Raw genomic sequence first — 17,961 nt, 5'->3', positions numbered from 1 at the left:
GGAAAGATCAACATAATCTGTACCAGCGACAAGATTTCATCAGACCGTCTTTTTATGAAACTGGACGGAATTAAGCTGTTTTAGATTACTCGCTGCCTCAGCTAGTCTCGCGTAAACCATTGAATTCTTGCGGGGATAATCTTTCCTCGGCGGCATCGCCAACCCCCCATAAGGCCCACTCAAATAATCCAAACTCAGTCCCGGGTGGTAGTGCGGGTCGTTTTGACCGACTTCGTACCACCGCTCAATAAAACCTTGCTGCTCACGCAGGGCGCGGGCGCGTTTTTCCGGGGTTTGGTCTTTACCGCGGCTGGCGGATTCGGCGTGGATCAGTTGCGCGAATGGGGTCCAGATCAAGTTCAGGCCGCTTTGCTGGATGCGCAGGCACAGGTCCACGTCGTTGAACGCCACCGGGAAAGCGCGTTCATCGAGGCCGTTGACGGCGTCGAACACGGATTTGTGCACCAGCAGGCAGGCGGCGGTCACGGCGCTTTGGCGGCGGGTGATCTGGTTAAAGGCTAGATAGCCAGCGTCGTGTTCTTCCCAGGTGTTGCCGGTGTGTGCAGCGAGTCCGTTGACGCCCACGACGACGCCTGCGTGCTGCACCATGCGGTTGGGCCACAGCAGTTTGGCGCCCACGGCACCCACGGCAGGGCGCAGCAGTTGGCTGACCATTTCTTTCAGCCAGCCCGCTTCGATGATTTCGATGTCGTTGTTGACCAGGCCAATCACCTCGCCAGTGGCGTGGGTTGCCGCGTGATTGTTGATGGCTGAGTAATTGAAGGGGTGCGGGTGTGGCAGGACGGTTACGCCGCGCTTCGGGAGCTCAGCGAGGTAGGCCAGGGTCTGCGGGTCGCTGGACTGGTTGTCGACGACGATGATTTCCAGGTTCGGGTAATCGGTGTCGTTCAGCAGCCCTTCAATGCAGGTGTGCAGCAAACCGTATTGGTCACGGGTTGGCACCAGCAGGCTGACCCTGGGCAGGCTTTCGGGCAAAGGCCAGTGGGCACGCAGCAGAGCAGGGTAGTCGGGCAGGGCGCTGACCGTGGCACCCGACGCCAGGGACTGGCAAAGCCAGGTGATGGCCTCAAGGCGCTCAGCGGAGGGCGATGCCTGTTCCGGGCTGGCCGATGCCTGATGGCGGCGGTGATAGATCACTTGCGGCAGGTGCACGACAGTGGCCTGGTTTTGTTCGGTGGCCAGGGCAATGCCGGCGATCAGGTGGTGCCAGTTCAGCGCGTGCAGCCCACCGGCAGGCAACAGAAGGGCCAACGCGTCTTTGACAATGGCCGTGCTGAAGATTGCGCCGGGGGTGAACAGGTCTGCGCCGATAAACAGGTCGATGTCCCACACCGGTTTGAGCCAGGGCAGGCTGCGTTCCTCTTGGGGGCCGTCGCGGTCGCAATCGGCGTAGCCCCAGGCGATGCCGTCACCGAGCAAACCGGCCAGGTGATCCAGGCCGTTGGGTGCCAGTCGGTCGCCAGCGGTCAGTGGCACGATGCAGTTACAGCCCGCCTTGAGCAGTTGTTCAAGGGCTGGCAGCAGGTTGTGCGCAGACGTTCTGGCCACTTGCACGGGTGTGGATCGGTGCGCCCGCATGCTGACCAGGGTGATTTCTTCCTGCGCCGTGTCCCCTTCGCTGATCAGCAGCAGACCCATGGGGGTCGTTGAAGGCTGGACGTTTTGCGGCGCGGCGCGCTGGAACCGTTCGAACCATTGCGGGTAATGGTGAAAGCCCGCGCTTTTGGGGTAGCGCAGCGTTTGTTCTTTGGCGACCTGGGTCAGCAACGCGAGGGTGTGCTCATCGGGGGCGTGGTCGTGTTGTTTGAGCAAGCCTTCCAGACCTTCAGGCCAGCAGCACAGGTGTATCGGGCTGCCTGACAACGGCTGGCCCAGGTCGTTTTCCACGTGCAGGGTGTGCAGTTTGCCGTCGGCCAGCTCCCATGGCAGGTCGAAGCTGAAGCCATGATCACTGGTGGTGCGGTAGACGAGGGCTTGATGGTGCGTGTCGCAGACCATGCGACCGATCACGCGGCTGTCTTCACGCAGGGTGATGTGCACGTGGCGCTGGGGCGCTTCCGGGTCCCAGGACCAACCGCTGATGCGCAGCCCGCCGGTATGCCAGACCTGCGAGGCAATGGGCGCCGGTTCTTTGCTGGGTGCGGCGGGTAACTGTAGGTCGCCTTCCAGTGCGTAGTCCTGATTGGCGATCCGGGCGCTGATGTGGCGGGCGTCCTCCAGCCAGCTTTTGTGCAGTTGTACGCCAAACCCGTGGAACTGGTCGCCGGTTTCGGCGTTGGGCTGAAACTGGTCGGCCCGGGCCAGGGTCACGCAGGCACCATCGATGCAGATCTCCACCACCAGACGTTGGTCCGGTCGTGCGGTGTCCAGCGCCCAACCCTGGAGGACATCGCCGTACAGGCCGGTGATGGCGCCTTTGAGGGTTGAATCCATGACCACGCGTTCAACGGCGTTGGGCTTATTCACAACTTCTTCTGACATCAGGCCCGGCTCGGTGAAATAGGTAACAGGTTAATGGACTGCGCGCCGACCTCGGTGGCGACCGCGCCTGGCATGGCGTACAGCGGCAGGCTCAGTTCGGCCGCCAGGTGGGGGGCATTCCAGCCCGCACCGGGGTTCATTTCCAGGCTCAGGGCTCCTTCGCAGCCGGCCAGCAAAACGCGGTCTGCCAGCTCCAGGCTTTGCACGTTGGGCAATGCATGAACTGCGCCAGTGGCGAGCAAGGATTTGAACCATGGGCCGCTGCCGTGGGAAAGCAAGCGCATGGGGAGCTTTTCCCGGTTGATGCGTCGGCCCAGATCGAGCCACTGCCCGGCAAGGGTTGCGTCGTGCAGGGTGTCTGCGATCAACAGAACGCGGGGGACCGCTTCACGGGTCGGCAGCGCTTCACCCGCAGGTTCGGTGATGAGCGTCGCATTCGGCAGGGCTGCGGCATAACGCTCGTGCAGGGCCTCGTAGGGCAGATGAACGCTGAGTGCCTGGGCGGCGAAAGCCGGCCAGTCGGTGGCGCTGTTCTGTTGCAGCAATACGTCGTCGCGGCAGAGGATGCGATACGGCTTCGCGAGCTGAGTCGGCAGTGTATAAAACGCAGCAGGGCAGGCGGCCAGTTGCTGATAGATCAACTCGTCCAGCGGCAGGCTTTGCAGGTCTTCAAGCAGGCGTTGGCTGTCTGCTGGCAACTCGTACTCGACGCTCAAGGCCAGCGGTTGCAACCGGGCAGCCAGGGTGACGAGGGTGCGTTGGCCCAGATTGCGCCAGCTGAGGGTCAGCGGCGCCTCCGGGGCGGCGCGGTTCTGGATGTGCAGTTGTTTCATGCCTTGGGCGGGCCAGGTGCATGTCGGGCTGGCGGCCATGTGCTCGGCGAGTTGCCCCAGGCGCGCGCGTTGCAGGGCCTGACGCGCCGGTTTGATAGGGTCGCGCAGGCAGAATTCCTGATAACGCGATGAGGCATCCGGGTAGCGGCGCCTGAGAATGGCGTTGTTGTGGGCCACTCGCAGGGTTTTTTCGGCACCGAAGGAAATGCCGCCCTGATGCGCCACAAAGACGCCGGGGGCGCCCATGTGTCGCCAGCCCAGGGCGCGGGCACGCAGGCACCAGTCGGTTTCTTCGCCGTAGCCGCGCAGCAGGTGGACTTCGTCCAGGTAGCCGACGGCGTTGAGGGCGCTGCGTTTGATGTAGAGGCAGAAGCCACAACCGGTTTCGAGTTCCATCGCCGGGCTGTCGGTGCGTCTGGCCAGGTCGTCCAGTGCGCTTTGTTCTTCTGCGCTGGGCATCGGGTGACTGAAGCGGGTCTCGGGGAAACTCATCAATTCGCCGTTGTTGGTGAACGGCGTGACCGAGGCGATATCCGTGGCGCTGTAGGCCACGGTGCGCAGGCGATCCAGCCAGTCGCCGTGCACGCGGGTGTCGGCGTTGAGCCAGACCACATCCTGCCGGAGGCTCAGTGCCATGCCGCGATTCATGTTGCGGATGAAGCCCAGGTTCAGGGGGCGCTGGATCAGGGTGATCTGACCTTTGCTCGCCAATACTTTCAGGGCTTTGCGCAACGCCGCCGAGGGTGTTGCATCGTCCAGGACCACCAGACGGTGTGGGGTTCGGTTCAGTTTGCGGGCCTTGAGCGCGCTGTTGATGCATTCAAGGGTTTCTTCCAAGCCGTCGAACACCGGGATCAGCACATCCACCGGTTGTTTTTCACCGGTATCGGTCACCGGCGAGGGCGGCACAAACACCGGCATGGCCGAAACCGGGCTGCCCAGCAAGGCTTGGCCTGATGCGAAACGCACATGCACCGCTGGCGTGGCGTTGGGCACTTTTATACGGATACCGCCGTGGTTCGCCGGCAATCCGGCCGCGTTGAGCAGTGGGTGCGGCGCACTGGCGGTCATGTTGATCAGGCGGCCATTGGCTTCCAGTTGCAAGGTGGCGGGTGTCTGCAGGTTGCGCAGGTCAATGGCCCAGCCGTGGATCTCCTGCTCTTCTGGCAAATAGCGCACCACGCCCACGGTGCCGGGGCAGGCTTCCTGGGCCACCAGGAGTTTGAGCACAAACGCCAGTTCATTGCCCGCCGTGATATCTGGCAGCTGGGCAAGGATGATGCGGCGCAGGGTTTCCGGTGTTTCGCACTGGCTACGAGCCTGCCACAGCATCATGCGCAGGGCGGGTTCGTCGGGCAGTTTCTCCCAGGCGGCCGCCAGGTAGCGGCTGGCGAGCGCGGGTTGACCCTGGGCAAGGATGCTGCGCCCGATCAGGGCATGAATATCTGCCCGCAGGGGGAATGTATGGATGGCGTTGCTGAAAAAAATAAAGGCAAGCTTAGGGTCCTGAGGCAGGGCATCGATACCTTTCCAGAGCAAGGCTTCTGGCTGGTATTCGGATGTCTGCAAGGCACGCTCGAGTGCAGCGTCGGCAAGGCCGTGCTCACCGGCCTGACGATGGCCGTGGAAAAGGTCCATGAGCGTTTCTCGCCCACGGTCGAGGTGTCTGGACATAGCTGGCGCGTTCACTGAAAAAATAAAAGAGGGGCGACCCGAAAGTCGCCCCTTTTCGCATACTACCCAGCCTTGCGGCTGGGCGTATCCATCGCTACGACAAGGCTAGTCGTTAAACTGCGCCGTGAAGAACAACGACGTTGTCGTTGTGTGCGATTGCTTCTGCCGAACCCACGATACCGATAGCGACGTCAGCTTCAGTGCCGCCGTTAGCCAGTACTGCAGTCCAGCCAGCCTTGCCAGCTTCATCAGCTGCGCGGCCAGTTGCGCTCAGGTACAGAGCGTCGATGAAGTCGCTGTCAGTTTTGCTAGCGGCTTCAGTCGAACCAACAATGCCTGCAGCCACTTCGCCACGGCTAGTGCCGTTGAACAGCAGGTTGACCCAAGCGTCCAGACCCGCTTCGTCTGCAGTGCGACCCAGAGCGGTGGTGTACAGCTCACGGACGAAATCGCCGTTCGACTGATCCAGCTCTTGTGCTTCAGCAGAACCGGCAATGCCAGCAGCTACATCGGCCAACGAACCGCCGTTGGCGATGATCGCTTCCCAGCTATCCGAACCGGCGCCATCAGCAGCACGACCCAACAGGGCGGTGTACAGATCGTCGATGGAAGCTTCAGTGGCAGCACCACCGAACTCGGCAGAGTTCAGGAACTGGTTAGCGATGTCGGTCAGCGAAGTGCCAGCCTCAACCAAACCAGTGAACGCTTCGGCGCCAGCTTGATCAGCGTCGCGACCCAGGATGCCTTCGTACAGACGCAGAGCAGAAGCTTCAGCTTCGCTTTGTGCCAGGGCAACAGTGCCACCGTCGGTGAAGGTCAGGAACTCGGCACCAGTGATCGCGGCAGTTTGAGTACCGGTCAGGTTCACGTTATTGCTGTTGCCAGCGGTGAAGGTGTAGTCAGAAGACGTGCCTTCCAGCTGAACAACATCGTAGCCAGCGCCAGTGTTAACGACGTCAGCAGAGCCACTCAGGATGACGGTGTCGTTACCGGTACCGGTGGTGATGTTGTTGTTACCAGCGCCAGCTACAACAGTGTTGTTGCCGTTGCCAGTTACAACGGTGTCATTACCATTGCCAACGTCGATGTAGGAGTTCTGATCGCCATTAACGGTGATCACGTCATTGCCTTCACCAGTGGTAACCAGGAACTGGATGCCAGTGTCAGCAGCAACAGCAACGCGAGCCAGGGAAGCTGATTCAGTGGCAACTGGAGCGTCAAAGGTTACATTCAGGCTAGCGCTGCTATCGAATACGAATGCTTTAGCCGAGTCCAGGGAAGCAGGAACTTCAACGGTAACCAGATCAGTAGCAGCACCCGGAACGTTAACGATTACTACGTCAGCAGCGCCTTCCTGACCGGTTGGGATTTCCGGAGCATTTACGCCGTCCCAGCTAGCCAGGTTGATGGTTTCAGCGTTTTCCAGATCCAGCAGAGTGCTGATCGCGGCGACTGTGTTGGTCGAAATGCTGGCGGTGTCCAGAAAAGTTTGGAACTCGGTATTCGTGATTGGGCTGTCGTATTGCATGTGGAATTCCTGATACTTCAGGCCATCTGGCCTGTGCTACTAATTTTCTGCGTCAATGCAGAGTTTTCCCACGGAGACTTATAGCGGGCAGCGTTCATCTTCGTAACGGGTGTAATGGAGATGTGCAGCGCCACCAGAGGCTCGGTGCCTGTGGGGCCATACATCATCTGGTTGGCGACAACGAGTTGCGGCGAAGCGCCGCTGAACACGATGTGGCCAGACAATTCGAATAAATGACGGTTGGGTCCTACCAGGCTGAAGCCGGCAGACACCAGAGGAAGAGATTTGCCACGGGTACCGGTAAAGACGCCAGTGGGAACATTCGGGCTAGGGCCTGAGCCTGCGACGGTGGAGGTGTAAACCAGATCCACGCCAGCGGGCTTTTTATCCCAGACCACGGAAAAACCTTCGAGGCGCTTGGTGCCGTCATGCTCGCCGACCCAGCCTTCAGTGGATTCCACATCGCCAATTCGTTGCAGGTGCGCAATGAGTTTCAGCGCCACAGGCGCCTGGCTTGACTCGATGGCGGGCGCAGGTTCAGGCGTTGCTACAACGGCGAAGTTGCGCATGATGGCAGGGGAGGTGTCGATGCGGTCGATGCGCAGGTCAATCGGATCGATGACGGCATCAAACATGTGATATTCGGTGATCAGGACGGTGGTAGTCCCACCTTTGACGCGAGCGACGATCGTATCGCCCAGCCGGGTCAGCATGTTCTTGCTGACGCCTTCAGCCGGGAAAAAATCAATCCCACCCTTGCCAAGCGGCGCTTGCTGCAATGCGATGCAGACAGGCTTGTCAGCAGGGGGCTGCGACGCATAGCGGAAGATATACATCCCAGGCTCCAGCAGCGTGACGCGGGAGCTTATCTTCAAGCCATCTAGTTTTGGCGACTGCACTCAATAAGCTTCCTTCTTATCCTGAGTTGGTACATCAGTCATTCAACTTGACTTCCAACTGTTTCACAGGCACTGCCTAATAACTTAATGGCGCTATGGTGGCTACCGAGGGTCGAGATTAGTCTATCCGTAGGAAAAGTCAATTGGAGCCATAGGAAATTTCTTTAGGCGGGATGGGAAAGAATTTGCCGCTGATATGTTTCATTAGATGACCCGCGAACACTGCGTCAGGCCAGATCCTGCGGGCAAATTGAACACTTTTGAACAGTTCTGAATGACTGAATTGGACGGGCCTTGCGGAGCTCCCATGGGACGGGCATGGCGTATATGCCTCGATGCGAGGCAAGTAGCTTTGTGGGGGGGACCCATCGTTGACCTGTAGGGCTTGCATTTCAAGCGTTTGACGCTGGACAGCTGAACCGTTTTTGAGTATGGCGTCAGAAGTTCACGTCTGGCTTGATGGCATTCAGACATGCTGTCCAGGCCGGATTGGCCGGTGTATGTGCGGTTGAAGTATGAATGTACGCCACACTGAGCTCTTGCGATGAAATCCCCTAATACGACATAAATGGAAGGTTCACCCAGGCGCTGACGTGCGCGTTGCACTTCGTCGGCTCAGTGAAAACTAAATGGAACTTATAAGGAATAGGTCTTTTAGCTGTTTGGGTTGTTGATCGTGGCTACTGTGTTCTTAAAGAATCTTTCATTGGCAAATGACAGCGCTGCGGTTACTTTGATGGCCCTTTAATGCTGTCTGGTGGGAAACCGGATGGTACACTGCTGCGCGTTCACGCCCCTCTCATCAGTATGGATTCTATGAGTCGCTCACACGAAAATAACTTGCAGGCGGCCCTGAAGGCTTGCAAAGGCAGTTTTATCTCGGTTGGTTTTTTCAGCTTGTTTGTAAACGCCTTAATGCTGGTCCCCACCTTTTACATGATCCAGGTTTCCGGGCGCGTCGTGCCCAGTAGCAGCACCTCAACCCTGATCATGCTGACCCTGATCATGACGATATTGATGCTGACTCTCGGTTCGCTGGAGTGGGTGCGCTCAAGGATCATGGTCCGTATCAGCAACCGCCTTGACGCGATGCTCAGCCGTGATGTGTACCGCGCCAGTTTCAAGAAGGCGTTGAGCAGTGGCGGCATGGACGCCTCTGCACAATCACTTAACGACCTGACATCGTTGCGTCAGTTCTTGACCGGTAACGGCCTGTTTGCGTTTTTCGACGCCCCTTGGCTGCCGATTTATACCGCTGTCATGTTCTTGTTCCACCCTTGGTTTGGCTGGATGACCGTGGGTTCTGCATGCGTGCTGGTGGCATTGGCATTTTTGAACAACCGCTACACCAGCAAGGCTTTGACTGAAGCAAACCAGCAGAGCGTCATCGCCACGCTGCAAACCTCCAAGAACCTGCGTAACGCCGAAGTGATCGAGTCCATGGGGATGCTCAATACCTTGATGGCACGCTGGGCCGTGCGTCAGCGTCGCGTGCTGGTGCTGCAATCCCAAGCCAGTGACAAAAGCGGCATTATTACTTCAATCTCCAAGACGTTCAGGAATTGGGCGCAGTCGATCATGCTGGCCTTGGGGGCTTATCTGGTGATCACCCATGAGATCAACCCGGGTTTGCTGATGGCCGGCTCCCTGTTGCTGGGCCGTGCGTTGTCGCCTATCGACCAGATGATTGGCAGCTGGAAAGGTTTCGTTGCGGCGCGTGTGCAATATGGCCGGCTGAACGAGACGCTCGAAAAACTCAATGCGGAGCCGCAGCGCATGTCGTTGCCTGATCCGGAAGGCCATATCCAGGTCGAGAATCTGGTGATTGCCCCGCCCGGCGCCAAAGCAGCGGTCATTCGCAACATGAGTTTTGTCGCTCCGGCGGGCTCCATCGTGGGCATTGTTGGCCCCAGTGCTGCCGGTAAATCGACGCTGGCCCGTGCTTTATTGGGTATCTGGCCGCCCCAGCACGGCACCGTGCGTCTGGACGGCGCTGATATCGCTGCCTGGGACAAGCAGAAACTGGGCCCGCATCTGGGTTATCTGCCCCAGGATATCGAGCTGTTCGAGGGCACCATCAGCGATAACGTGGCCCGATTCGGCAAGGTAGACCCTGAGAAAGTCGTGCTGGCTGCCCGGGTTGCGGGTGTTCATGAAATGATTCTGCAGTTGCCTGATGGCTATGACACCGTTATCGGCAGCGAGGGCATCAACCTTTCCGGTGGCCAGCGTCAACGTATTGGCCTGGCGCGCGCCATTTACGGTAGCCCCCGGTTGATTGTGCTGGATGAACCCAACTCCAACCTGGATGACGTGGGCGAGAAAGCGTTGGCTGTGGCGTTGCAGAAGATCAAGGAAACCGGTGCGACGGTGTTTATCATTTCCCACCGCCCGAGCATTCTCTCGCGGCTTGACCGGATCATGGTCATGGCCAACGGCAACATTACGATGTATGGCTCGCGGGACCAGGTCATCGCCGAACTCGCCCAGCAGCAGGCAAAAGCCCAGCAACGGGTGGCTCCCGCTGCATCTGCTGTCACTGACGTTGCACCCACGCAACCTAGCGCGTGAAAGGAATTCATACATGAGCAGTAATGCGCTGAACGTGCTCGACGAGCCTTCTGATGACATGCCGACTTCCGACCGCGGCATACGCCGGATCGGCCTGACCATTGTTTTTGTGACCTTCGGTCTGTTTGGCACATGGGCCGCCTTTGCGCCGCTGGGCAATGCGGTCTACGGCACCGGTGTCGTGACGGTGCAGACGTACCGCAAGACGGTGCAGCATCTGGAAGGCGGCATTGTTAAAGAACTGCTGGCTCGCGATGGCGACACGGTGCACAAGGGCGACCCCTTGATTGTGCTGGACGACTCGCAGCTGAGTTCCGAATACGAATCCACGCGCAACCAGTTGATTTCCGCCAAGGCCAAGGAAGCCCGCTTGCGCGCCGAGCGCGATGACCTTTCGGCTATCCCGCCGTTGGCGATCAGCGGCACGGACAGTGAGCGTGCCCAGGAAGCCATTGATGGCGAAGCCCAGGTGTTCAAAGCCCGGCATGACTCTCGATTGGGCGAAATATCCGTTCAGCAGGAACGCGTGGGCCAGCTGAAACAGCAAATTGCGGGCCTCAAGGAGATGATTCGCTCCAAGCAGAGCCTGGGCAAATCCTACAGCGGTGAAATCACCGAGCTTAAGGACCTTCTGGCGCAGGGCTTCATGGACAAACAGCGCTTGCTTGAGCAGGAGCGCAAGCTGGACATGCTCAAGTCTGAAATTGCCGATCACGAGTCGAACATCACCCAGACCCGATTGCAGATCAACGAAACCGAACTGCAGATCGTTCAGTTGAACAAGAAATTCAGCTCCGATGTGGCAAAGGAATTGAGCGATGTGCAGGCCCAGGTGTTTGACCTGCAGGAAAAAGCCTCGGCCCTTGAAGATCGTTTGTCTCGTATCGTGATCCGGGCACCGGAAGACGGCATGGTGCTGGACATGAAAGTTCACACCATCGGTGGTGTGGTCGGTGCGGGAACGCCGCTGCTGGATATCGTGCCAGCCTCTTCGGAGCTGATCGTTGAAGCCCATGTCGCCACGACGGACATCGACCGCATTGCCTTGGGCAAACTGACCGATATCCGGTTCAGTGCGTTCAACAGCGCAACCACGCCTGTTATTGAGGGCATTGTGACCCGCGTTTCGGCTGACCGCCTGACCGATCAGCAAACCGGTGATGCTTATTACCTGGTCCGGGTCAAAGTGACCGACGACGGGATGGAAAAGCTCGGTGATCGCAAGCTGCAACCGGGTATGCCAGCCGAGGTGCTGATCAATGCCGGTGATCGCACCATGCTGCAGTACCTGATGAAGCCTGCGCGCAATTTGTTTGCCAAGTCGATGATCGAGGAATGATCGTGCTGCGTTTCTTACCCGTAGTGGCTGTTCTGGGGCTGGTGACACTGCACGTCGACGCCGCGCAACCGGTGGCACCACAAGCCACCAGCGCCTCGGCGTACACAACCGATCTGATGGCGCTGTATCACGAATCCCGTCTTGAAGATCCGCGAATACTGGCCGCTTATCTGCGCGCCCAGTCGGCGGCCGAGAAAGAGCGTGAAGCGTTTGGTGGTTTACTCCCACAGGTGACCGCGAACACCAACTCCAACCGGATTCTGCGCAAGGACGAAACAAACCGGGAAATCTACGACAACGCCAGCTACTCCCTGAACCTTACCCAAGCTCTTTACAACAAGACGGTCTGGGAGGGTTATCAGAAGGCCAAAAGCGTCACCAGCCAGAAAGCCTTGCAGGCCGATGACGCTCAGGCTGAAGCCACTGTCGATCTGGCCAAGCGCTACTTCATGGCCTTGTCTGCCGATGACGAACTCGAATTGCTGATGGCCGAACGCCGCGCCACGCAAAACAGCCTGGATCGCGTTACGGCGATGTATGACAAGCAAATGGCCATGGTCACCGACGTGCTGGATCTCAAGGCGCGTGTTGATTTGCTCGCTGCGCAAGAGGTCGAGGCGCGTAATCAGGTGCGATTGACCCGGGCAGGTCTGTCTGAAATTGTCGGTCGCCCCATTACCGAACCCCTGAGCCGAATCAGAAACGATATCGCCTTGCAGGCGCCAGGCAAGTCCATGGACATTTGGGTCATGCAGGCCATGGACAGCAACCCATTGCTCAAGGCCCATGAACGCGGCCTGGACGTGGCCAATGCCGCCGTGCGCGAAGGCAAGGGCGGTCATTACCCGACATTGACGTTCAGCCTCGGCGCCCAGCGAAGCGACGTGGGTTATGACAACACCCAGTCACCGCGCAGCGACAGTTACGTGGCCACCATTGGCGTAAAAGTGCCGATCTACAGCGGCGGCTCGACGTCGGCACGGGTACGCGGGCTGTACGACGAACAACTGGCAATCGAACAGGAAGTGGAAGGCGTGCGCCGCCAAGTGGTCAAGGAAACGACGAATGCTTACCTGACAGCCGTGTCCAGCGTGGAAAAGATTCGCGCCAGTAAAAACGCCCTGGCCTCGGCAGAGCAGTCCAGCATCGCGTCGCAAAAGGCTTTCGCTTATGGCGTGAAGAACTCGGTCGATGTACTGACCGCCGTGCAGGCTGAATTCAAGGCGCGTCGCGACCTGCTGAAGGCTCAATACGACTTCATCACCAACCTGTTCATCCTGAACCGCTGGGCCGGCCGCCCGCCTGAAGAAAGCGTAGACGCCGTCAACGTCTGGCTCGGTGGCGTCGAACTGGCTGCCAAGACAGAGCCTACCGGTACTAAATCCCTGACGGATAAACCCGCGCCATTGCCTGCTCGCCGTTGACGGCTTGACGGGCAGCAATCATTGTGGCGTTTCAATATCACCTGAACGCCACCTTGAGACCTCCCATGAAACACATTCTTGCCGCCGCTGGCCTTTCGCTTTTCGCTGCGCAGGCGTTCGCTGCAACGATCAATATCGAAAACAACTCGTCCTGGGAGATCCACGAGATCTACTTCGCCCCGTCCAGCCAGGACGATTGGGGTAATGACCACTTGGGCCAGAAAGTCCTCAAGCCAGGCATGACCCTGACGTTGACCGGTGTTAACCCAGGCAAGTGGGATGTGCGTCTGGTGGATCAGGACGAAGACGAGTGCATCGTAAAGAACCAGCAAATCAGCGCTTCGGAAAAATTCTCCATCGATGACGATGACCTGCTCGGCTGTCAGGCGGCGACGGAAGAGTAAGGGTGGGTCAGGCTTTATCGGGATTACGGGCGTAGCCATTCAATCCGAATAAGCCAGCCAAGCGCTACAGTCTGAAATGGAATGCCAAGTCCTTCTACGAGGGCATGGCATTGGCACAGATCCAGATTCGTCATCGGTTGCATTGAGTGTGATTTAAATCCCGCGTGTCATCACAGCTTGCGCAATAACGTCATCGCAATCATTCCGGATGACATGCTGACTATAAATACCCACATGGGAATACATATCCATCGTCTGTCCCTGCGTGAAACCCGACGGACTTCATCAATATCCACCATGCCCTTTTCACTCAAGCGCAGCGTAGAAGTCAGCGCGAGATACACCATCGCAGACCGCTGTATCTTCCCGATTTTACCCGTAAGCCCCCAAAAGGCTCTCGCGCTGGCGACCAGTTTGCAGTTTTTTAACTGGTCCTCAACCTTGGGCAGAATGAAGTGATCGACGTAAAGCATGACCAGACAGTTCAGGATTATCGAGAATGATGAAGCGAGCACCACCCACGTCAAGAACTCCTTATTCATCGCCGAAAACCCCATAAAACACGGTGCCCGCAAGTTCGCCAAATTCGTTGCCTCCCTGGCCCAAAGCTCATGCTCCATAAGCGCCTCCGGCGATGCCGCAGCGTTGCTTCACCACAACTGCCCCAACAAGACCTGAATCCATATCCCGGAAAGGACGTTGGCCCCGCCGGTCCATATGGGAATACATATCCATCGCCTGTGGCCAGGGGAAATTCTGCTGATTTCATCCATGTCTACCATCCCTTTTTTGCTCAGACTGCGTGTAGACGTCAACGCGAGAAACACCGCAGCAGACCGCTGCGTTTTCCCGATATACCCCGTCAGCCCCCAAAACCTCCGGGCATCGGCTACCAGTGTGCAATTCTTCAGTTGGTCTTCAACCTTCGGCAAAATGCACTGATTGACGTAAAGCATTACGAAGCAATTGATAAGCATCGAAACTGCCCAGACGACGGCCATCCACTCGGGGAAGTGGGCGTGGAACTGGATGGCCCGCGAGCAGATCGCCAGCGCTGCCTGGGTGGCCCCTGTGTTCAAGCTTGCCCAGTCATAAGCGGCCAAGGCCATGTAAAGCCATGGGCAGGCTCGCCGACGTCACGACGGCGGTTATTATTGTTACGTATACCCAGTACCTTTTTTTCCTGGGGATTTTTGATAGTTCATCAAGGTCGACAAGACCTTTCTTGCTCCAGCAACGTGAAAAAAATAGCGCGTTAAACAGCATGCCTACCCGATATAACCTGCCGACGACTCCAAGTCCCCTCCCTGCAACGCGTGCATCAACGACGATTCTGGTGTTCGCCAGCATCGCCTCAATGTCGTCGAGTACAAAAAAAGCAACGTATAGGAGCATGAAATAATTGACGAAAGTGACGATCAGCAAAATCAACGCTATCCCTTCAAGAATGCTCATTGATCGCCATTCACATACTCATAAATATGTTTACCCAGAGATTCCCCGCCTGCAGATCCCGCCTTGCCGGCCCCCCAGCCCCCAACTGCCCCGCCGATAATTCCGCAGACTAATAGACTCGCACCACCAGAAGGTACGCCTAACGCGAGGCAGACCGCACCGGAGACGACTAAGCCTGCAGTACCCCCGGCGGCTGCAGCAGGAATTCCGAACGCCATCTTTCCTCCCTCCACGTACTTAGCCTGCTTACACTGCTCCTCGCGTCCAACCGAGCAGGCTTCCTGAATGTCCAAAGCGCCCGCGCCTACGTCCAGGGCAACGCCGACGTAAGTGCCTTTGCTCAATGCACTGGCTGTTTTCGAAATACTTTTTACGGTTCTGGCGTATCCGGCAATTTCACCCTTGTGCAGGTAGCTTTTGCTGGAAATGCCGAGCATATCCTTGATATTTGACTGGATCTTGAGGCCCGTGCCGAAACGTCCAATGCCGTGAAGCTGGGTTTTCAGCTTGGCGAACAGAAGTTGACGCTGGGCAATGAACTGGTCTTTTGAGAGAACTCCGGATTTCCAGCGGTGGTGCAGCCTTTCAATATCTTTGAGGGTCTCTTCAACCTGCTTAAGGTGTTTGCTCCACGCGGCGGTGGCGCTGCCTATGCCGATGGAGCCGTAGGACATGAGGCTTTGCAGCAAGTCATAGTTCTGCACCATAACCTTGCTGCCGGTGTAGCCATTACTGACCAGGCTGTCGCGAATGTCACTGGCCAGCCACATCAGTTTTTGTTCCTCTGGGGTGCACAGGCTGCCCGAGTGGTCGCTGACGATGACCAACTGCCCGGGCAACACCACTGAGTTGAGGATATGCGGGTTGAGGCGGTCGAAGCGTTTTCGCGCACTGACGCTGGTCAGTACGGCTTCCCTGAGCTCTGAGTAGTTTTTCACTTCGTCGTTGATGAACGCATAGGTTCTGGCCATGGCGGGGCGCTCAAGCGTAAGGCTTGCAGGCGATGCGATCCCAGCCGCCGCAGATGTTGCCACCCGCTTGCCCATCGGCGCGGCTCTGGTGGGTGTAGGCGGTTTTAATGCGGCCGTAATTGAGATGGATGATTTCCAGCGGCTGGTCGGCCTCACCCACTTGGGAAAAATTGGAAATCAGCACTTCCTCAAGTTGGATTTCGAAATAACGGAGTTTGTCGCCGCCCGCGCGGTTGAGTGACAGCACGACGTTTTTGAGATGAGTGCCTTTGCAACTGGCCTCGAAGAGTTTGCTGCTCGCGCTGTCCAGTCGTTTGGTGAACCGCAAATCGGTGAGGTCGGCGCCGCCTGCCGTTGCACCACCGGAAGAGCTGGCGGTTGAGGAAATGCTTTGTCGGGCACCAAAGCTGTAATCGATGATCTCGATCCAGTTCTTATGCCCGTCGTCCAGCGCGTCACCTGGAATCCCATCAATCTTGATAAATGCATCGAATGCCATGAAACAACGTCCCTGATCCCTTGGTTGAAGATCAGGACGATAAGTTTGGGCGTGGGACGAGTCATTAAACAAAGTGTTGAAATCCCCTGTTTTGAGAGCTTTTGGGAAAGCGCCTACAACTACAAATAGTTACCAACCATTCCCACAAGGTTTTTATGGGAGATGCTACGAAGGGAATCCCGGTCGAAAAACGGGATTGGGAACCACCTGTGGCCGTCCATCATTGGAGTTGCACCCGGTTTTATGCTGAGACTGGTGTTGATGAGCTGTTTTCAGCGTGTTCGGGCCAAGCCTTGATAGCCATCACTTGTGCAGGGTTATTCCGGGTCTATTGAAAGTTCTTTCGTACGATATGACACACCATGTTGCATCCCCTTTATAGCCCCCGGATAATGCTCGGCTCGCTACGCCCATACGCAAACGAATGGAGTTTCTATGTTTACCCCTGTAATCCTGGCTGGCGGCAATGGTTCGCGTTTGTGGCCGCTTTCGCGCCAAAGCTTTCCCAAGCAGTTTCTTGCCCTTGACGGTCAGGATCAGGGAACGATGTTTCAGCGCACGCTGGCTCGGCTGCAAGGCCTTGAGCATTCGCCTGCGGTGGTGGTCAGTAACGAAAATCACCGTTTTATCGTGGCTGAGCAACTGCGCGTAGCGAAGATGAGCGGTCGCCGGATCATTCTTGAGCCGTTGGCCCGCAACACTGCCCCGGCCATTGCCCTGGCTGCGCTGGAAGCCACCGCCGATGGCAGTGATCCGATCCTGCTGGTGCTGGCCGCCGATCACCATATCCATGACGAAAACGCGTTTCGCGAGGCCGTGCGTGTGGCCCAGGCCCACGCCGAAGCGGGGCGTCTGGTGACCTTTGGTATCACGCCGACCCACGCCGAGACCGGTTTTGGTTACATCCAGTGCGGCGCGGCCATCGAGCAGGGCGCTTTTGCCATTGGGGCGTTCAAGGAAAAACCTTCGCCGGAGATGGCCGAGGAGTATCTGTCCTCAGGCGCTTACCTGTGGAACAGCGGCATGTTCATGTTCCGCGCTTCGGTGTTCCTCAAGGAGCTGGGCCGGCATCGCCCGGACATTCTGTCCGCGTGCCGGGTTGCCCTGAGTCAGGCAGACGCCGACAGTCACTTCCTGCATATCCCGGCCGAACAGTTCGCGCTGTGTGCCGACGAGTCGGTGGACTACGCGGTGATGGAACACACCGCCGCCGGTCTGGTGGTGCCGCTGGATGCGGGCTGGAATGACCTGGGTAGCTGGGCGGCGATCTGGGACGTGGGCCCGCATGACGCTGACAGGAATCGCCTCGAAGGTGATGTGATGGCCATCGACACGCATAACTGTCTGGTGCAGTCCCATCACCGTCTGGTGGCCACCGTTGGTCTGGAAGACCTGATCGTCATCGAAACCAAGGACGCCGTGCTGGTTGCCAACAAGCACAACAGCCAGCAGGTCAAGGACGTGGTCAAGCGTCTGCAGGCCGAAGAGCGCGCCGAGTTTGTGACCCATCCGCTGGTCATGCGCCCTTGGGGCCATTACGACACCGTGGACAAGGGCGAGCGCTATCAGGTCAAGCGCATCAGCGTTTTGCCGGGCGAATGCCTGTCGTTGCAGATGCATTACCATCGTGCCGAACACTGGATCGTGGTGTCGGGTACGGCGCGGGTTATCTGCGGCGACAAGGAACTGATTCTTTCCGAGAACCAGTCCACGTATATCCCGCTGGGCATCAAGCACTCGCTGTCCAACCCCGGCAAAGTGCCGCTGGAACTGATCGAAGTGCAGTCCGGGTCTTATCTGGGCGAGGACGATATCGTGCGCTTCGAAGACCGTTACGGGCGTCTGGCCAAGTAAGCGCTACG

Annotated in this window: 13 protein-coding genes; 5 read left to right on the top strand and 8 right to left on the bottom strand. The window is 57.9% G+C overall.

Features of this window, described 5'->3' with window-relative positions; all coding sequences use genetic code 11:
* Positions 1–39 precede the first annotated feature (39 nt).
* The 4 genes from ACP7B0_RS20195 to ACP7B0_RS20180 all read right to left on the bottom strand — a co-directional run bounded on the left by ACP7B0_RS20195 (position 40) and on the right by ACP7B0_RS20180 (position 7,373).
* A complete protein-coding gene (locus ACP7B0_RS20195) occupies positions 40–2,502 on the bottom strand; it encodes a glycosyltransferase family 2 protein (RefSeq protein ID WP_426143397.1) in 2,463 nt (820 codons plus the stop codon).
* Entirely contained in the window at positions 2,502–4,973 is a 2,472-nt protein-coding gene (locus tag ACP7B0_RS20190) for a glycosyltransferase (RefSeq protein WP_426143396.1), read from the bottom strand. Before ACP7B0_RS20190 ends, ACP7B0_RS20195 begins: the two co-directional genes overlap by 1 nt.
* Positions 4,974–5,121: 148 nt before the next feature.
* Positions 5,122–6,537 (bottom strand): DUF4214 domain-containing protein, encoded by a 1,416-nt coding sequence (locus ACP7B0_RS20185; RefSeq protein WP_426143394.1) that lies wholly within the window; start codon positions 6,535–6,537, stop codon positions 5,122–5,124.
* A 17-nt stretch (positions 6,538–6,554) separates the two neighbouring features.
* Positions 6,555–7,373 (bottom strand): hypothetical protein, encoded by an 819-nt coding sequence (locus ACP7B0_RS20180; protein WP_426143392.1) that lies wholly within the window; start codon positions 7,371–7,373, stop codon positions 6,555–6,557.
* A gap of 879 nt (positions 7,374–8,252) precedes the next feature.
* Between ACP7B0_RS20180 and ACP7B0_RS20175 the strand changes: the two genes are divergently transcribed.
* The 4 genes from ACP7B0_RS20175 to ACP7B0_RS20160 all read left to right on the top strand — a co-directional run bounded on the left by ACP7B0_RS20175 (position 8,253) and on the right by ACP7B0_RS20160 (position 13,174).
* Positions 8,253–10,007 (top strand): type I secretion system permease/ATPase, encoded by a 1,755-nt coding sequence (locus ACP7B0_RS20175; protein WP_426143391.1) that lies wholly within the window; start codon positions 8,253–8,255, stop codon positions 10,005–10,007.
* Between the two features lie 13 nt (positions 10,008–10,020).
* On the top strand, positions 10,021–11,346 hold the full coding sequence (locus tag ACP7B0_RS20170; RefSeq protein ID WP_426143389.1) for an HlyD family type I secretion periplasmic adaptor subunit: 1,326 nt from the start codon (positions 10,021–10,023) through the stop codon (positions 11,344–11,346).
* Positions 11,343–12,770 carry a TolC family outer membrane protein gene (locus tag ACP7B0_RS20165; RefSeq protein ID WP_426143388.1) on the top strand — a complete coding sequence of 476 codons (1,428 nt, stop codon included), beginning with the start codon at positions 11,343–11,345 and terminating at the stop codon, positions 12,768–12,770. Before ACP7B0_RS20170 ends, ACP7B0_RS20165 begins: the two co-directional genes overlap by 4 nt.
* Before the next feature lie 65 nt (positions 12,771–12,835).
* Positions 12,836–13,174, top strand: coding sequence for a hypothetical protein (locus ACP7B0_RS20160; protein WP_426143387.1), 339 nt, complete (start codon positions 12,836–12,838; stop codon positions 13,172–13,174).
* 170 nt (positions 13,175–13,344) lie between these two features.
* Here the strand turns inward: ACP7B0_RS20160 and ACP7B0_RS20155 are convergent, their stop codons facing one another.
* The 4 genes from ACP7B0_RS20155 to ACP7B0_RS20140 form a co-directional block, all read right to left on the bottom strand.
* Positions 13,345–13,794, bottom strand: a complete 450-nt coding sequence (locus tag ACP7B0_RS20155) for a hypothetical protein (protein WP_426143385.1) — start codon at positions 13,792–13,794, stop codon at positions 13,345–13,347.
* Between the two features lie 469 nt (positions 13,795–14,263).
* Positions 14,264–14,629 (bottom strand): hypothetical protein, encoded by a 366-nt coding sequence (locus tag ACP7B0_RS20150; RefSeq protein WP_426143384.1) that lies wholly within the window; start codon positions 14,627–14,629, stop codon positions 14,264–14,266.
* Entirely contained in the window at positions 14,626–15,600 is a 975-nt protein-coding gene (locus ACP7B0_RS20145; protein WP_426143382.1) for a hypothetical protein, read from the bottom strand. The genes ACP7B0_RS20150 and ACP7B0_RS20145 overlap by 4 nt, the downstream gene beginning before the upstream one ends.
* A 10-nt stretch (positions 15,601–15,610) precedes the next feature.
* Complete coding sequence (locus ACP7B0_RS20140; protein WP_426143380.1) at positions 15,611–16,099, bottom strand: Hcp family type VI secretion system effector; 489 nt, start codon at positions 16,097–16,099, stop codon at positions 15,611–15,613.
* Between the two features lie 435 nt (positions 16,100–16,534).
* Between ACP7B0_RS20140 and ACP7B0_RS20135 the strand changes: the two genes are divergently transcribed.
* Entirely contained in the window at positions 16,535–17,953 is a 1,419-nt protein-coding gene (locus tag ACP7B0_RS20135) for a mannose-1-phosphate guanylyltransferase/mannose-6-phosphate isomerase (RefSeq protein ID WP_426143379.1), read from the top strand.
* Positions 17,954–17,961 lie beyond the last annotated feature (8 nt).

This window comes from Pseudomonas sp. DWP3-1-2 (assembly GCF_049896285.1).
GTDB lineage: Bacteria > Pseudomonadota > Gammaproteobacteria > Pseudomonadales > Pseudomonadaceae > Aquipseudomonas.
This window is presented reverse-complemented; position numbering and strand designations above follow the sequence as displayed.